Origin of the sequence: Shewanella sp. SG41-4, from assembly GCF_014164505.1 — a bacterium.
GTDB lineage: Bacteria > Pseudomonadota > Gammaproteobacteria > Enterobacterales > Shewanellaceae > Shewanella.
This window is the reverse complement of the sequence record NZ_JACJFI010000384.1, coordinates 1-2,839: the sequence shown is the minus strand read 5'-3', so window position 1 is coordinate 2,839 and position 2,839 is coordinate 1. Positions and strand designations below refer to the sequence as shown.

The 2,839-nt window shown below is 41.0% G+C and carries 3 protein-coding genes; 1 reads left to right on the top strand and 2 read right to left on the bottom strand.

Going from position 1 to position 2,839, the window contains the following annotated elements; translation table 11 throughout:
- Positions 1-793: heme lyase CcmF/NrfE family subunit (locus tag H5202_RS19970; protein ID WP_182773605.1), on the bottom strand; the 793-nt coding region annotated here is incomplete at its 3' end.
- Between the two features lie 417 nt (positions 794-1,210).
- Here H5202_RS19970 and ccmI point away from each other — a divergent pair.
- The gene (ccmI, locus tag H5202_RS19965; RefSeq protein WP_182773604.1) at positions 1,211-2,464 is read left to right on the top strand and encodes a c-type cytochrome biogenesis protein CcmI; all 1,254 of its coding nucleotides are present in this window, start codon (positions 1,211-1,213) and stop codon (positions 2,462-2,464) included.
- 94 nt (positions 2,465-2,558) lie between these two features.
- Here ccmI and H5202_RS19960 read toward each other — a convergent pair.
- The coding region (locus H5202_RS19960) for a c-type cytochrome (RefSeq protein WP_182773603.1) at positions 2,559-2,839 on the bottom strand (281 nt) is incomplete at its 5' end.

Sequence of the window (2,839 nt, the reverse complement as noted above, 5' to 3'; positions counted from 1 at the left end):
TCACAATTAATGAGTGCACTAAAGCAGTACCGACTAACCAAGGCATAAATGATGCATTTTCAACTGGGTCCCAGAACCACCAGCCGCCCCAACCTAATTCGTAGTAAGCCCACCAAGAACCAAGTGAAATACCACCAGTTAGAAATATCCATGCAGCTAAAGTCCAAGGACGACTCCAGCGTGCCCAAGCAGAATCCAGTCTGCCACTCATGAGGGCTGCAATAGCAAAAGCAAAACATACCGAGAAACCCACATACCCTAGATACAACATTGGCGGATGGATGATTAAGCCAACATCTTGCAACATTGGGTTTAAATCTCGTCCTTCTAGAGGAATAGGAAATATCCGCTCAAATGGACTCGATGTAAGAATCATGAATAAACTGAAGCCAACAACGATCATCGCTAAAACAGATAACACCCTTGCAGTAAAGACTTCTTCTAAGCCCTTACTAAACAGTGCCACTGATGCAGTCCATACAGACAACGCGAATACCCAGAATAATAATGAACCTTCATGACCACCCCACACCGCCGCAATTTTAAAGCATACTGGTAGTTGAGAATTAGAGTGATGGGCGACATAAGCCACAGAGAAATCATCAACAGCAAAGCTGTACCCTAGCGCTATAACGGAGAGACTGATGAAAAAAAACATTCCGTATGTCAGTGGCCAGGCATAGCGAACAAGATACTGGTCTTTACGAGCGGAACCATATAACGGCACGCTAGCTAACAGTAAGGCAAAAGCCAAACCGAGAATTAGCGAGAAATGTCCAAGTTCTGGAATCATGGGTATTCCTTAGTCTAAAAAAATTAGCGGATCTGAACAAACAAATCACGACAGTACTAATTAATGCGATGAAACTAATATACGCACATTAGCTTAAACGAATTTTAACGCATTTTAGAACTTGCTATGACTTATGTCTGCCATTTTCGTACAAAATTGGGTCACTAGTCTCATTATGAACGTCGATTCAATCAAAACGAAATTATTTGGCCACTTGTCTGACAGTATTACTGATATAAAGTTTCGCTATTAGTTAGCCAAACCATTCAATATGTGAACCAGTACGCAACTATCAGGATTTGGATTCATATCTTCCTTATATTACTATTCAATTAATAATCTTTACGTATAATTGAACTTCCAAGCACTGCGGTAAATGCCGCTTTCTCTGTTAACCTAAAAGTGAATATTGACATAATGACCACATTTTGGATTTTTATTGCGCTTGTCGTACTCATCGGCCTAATCATGATTTGGGTCCCACATTTCCGCCAAACAAAACTGTTACAAGCCGAAGAGTCTGGCGTTCGTAGACAAACTAACCTTGAACTTTTTGCAGAGCGATTAACTATTCTTGAAAAAGAATTACATGACGAACTTTTAGATCAAGTCGAGTTCGAAGCATTAAAGAAAGAATTAGAGATAAATCTACTTCAAGACATGAGCCAGAAAGGTGACGACTCCCTTGATGTAGAAATTAAATCAAAAACCGCTTTATGGCCTGCGTTTATGACCCTGTGTTTATTGGCAGTTTCGGGTTACTTATATCAACACCTCGGTGCTTACAACGAATTAGCTAATCCTCCACAAGCAAGCAATCCTCATCAAGGAATGGATCCTGCGCAAATTATGTCGCAACGGGTACAAATGATGGAAGCAAAAGTGCAAGCACAACCAGACGATAGCCAAGCTTGGTATAGTCTTGGACATGCTTATATCTCTGCCAACCAATATGATAAAGCTATTGCTGCATTCGATAGAGTGATGGAGTTGGTGGGCACGCAAGCTGAACTTCTTGGACCAAAAGCAACCGCGCTATACTATAAAGCGAATCAGCAGATGTCGCCGGCGATTCAAGCTGTCATTGATCAATCTTTAGCCTTAGACCCACAAGACCCATCGACATTATTACTTGTTGGTATGGATGCATTCTTTACCGCTGACTACAAAAAAGCTATTAATGCTTGGCAGATGATCTTAGACAGCGATCGTGATGATGTAGATAGAACAGCATTAATGAATGCTATTGAGTCTGCAAACATGCGTCTTAGTGAAGACTCAGGCTCAATGCCTGACGATACTAATAACAAGCCTGCTATAACCAGCAATGCCAAGACTGTCGCAATTGAAGTATCAATTTCACCAGAGTTAGCGGATAAAGTGGCAGCTACAGATACAGTGTTTATTTTTGCTCGAGCGACACAAGGTGCAAAAGTACCTTTAGCAGCAACTAAAATCAGTGCCAGCAGTTTACCTGCAACAATCACATTAGACGACAGTACTTCTATGGGTGGCGATGTCACACTGAGCTCTGTACAAGAAGTCGAAATTATTGCGGTATTGTCTAAGAATGGCAGTGTTAAACCACAATCAGGTGACCTTAAAGGCACAATAAAAGCCATTAAAGTGGGTGGTAATGCTGCACTAACACTGGATACTTTAGTACAGTAACCATGATATCTTTCGTTATGTTATGAGTTAATATCACTAAATTTAAGACATAAAAAAACCGGCTATTAGGCCGGTTTTTCGATTTAGTCAAAAATTACTTAGACATAAACTGAATTGCGTTTTTGTAATCTTCATCAGTACAGTCAGTACACATACCACCTGGTGGCATTGCGTTTAAACCTGACTTAACCGAACCCACTAAGGCATCTAAACCTTTAGCTAGGCGTGGTTCCCATGCCGCAGTGTCATGAACTTTAGGCGCACCGGCCACACCCATGCTGTGACATACTTGACACGCTTTATTGTAAATAGCTTCACCTTCTTGAGCAAATACATTTGCAGACAAAGTTAAGGCAGCTACTGCAGTCATTGCTA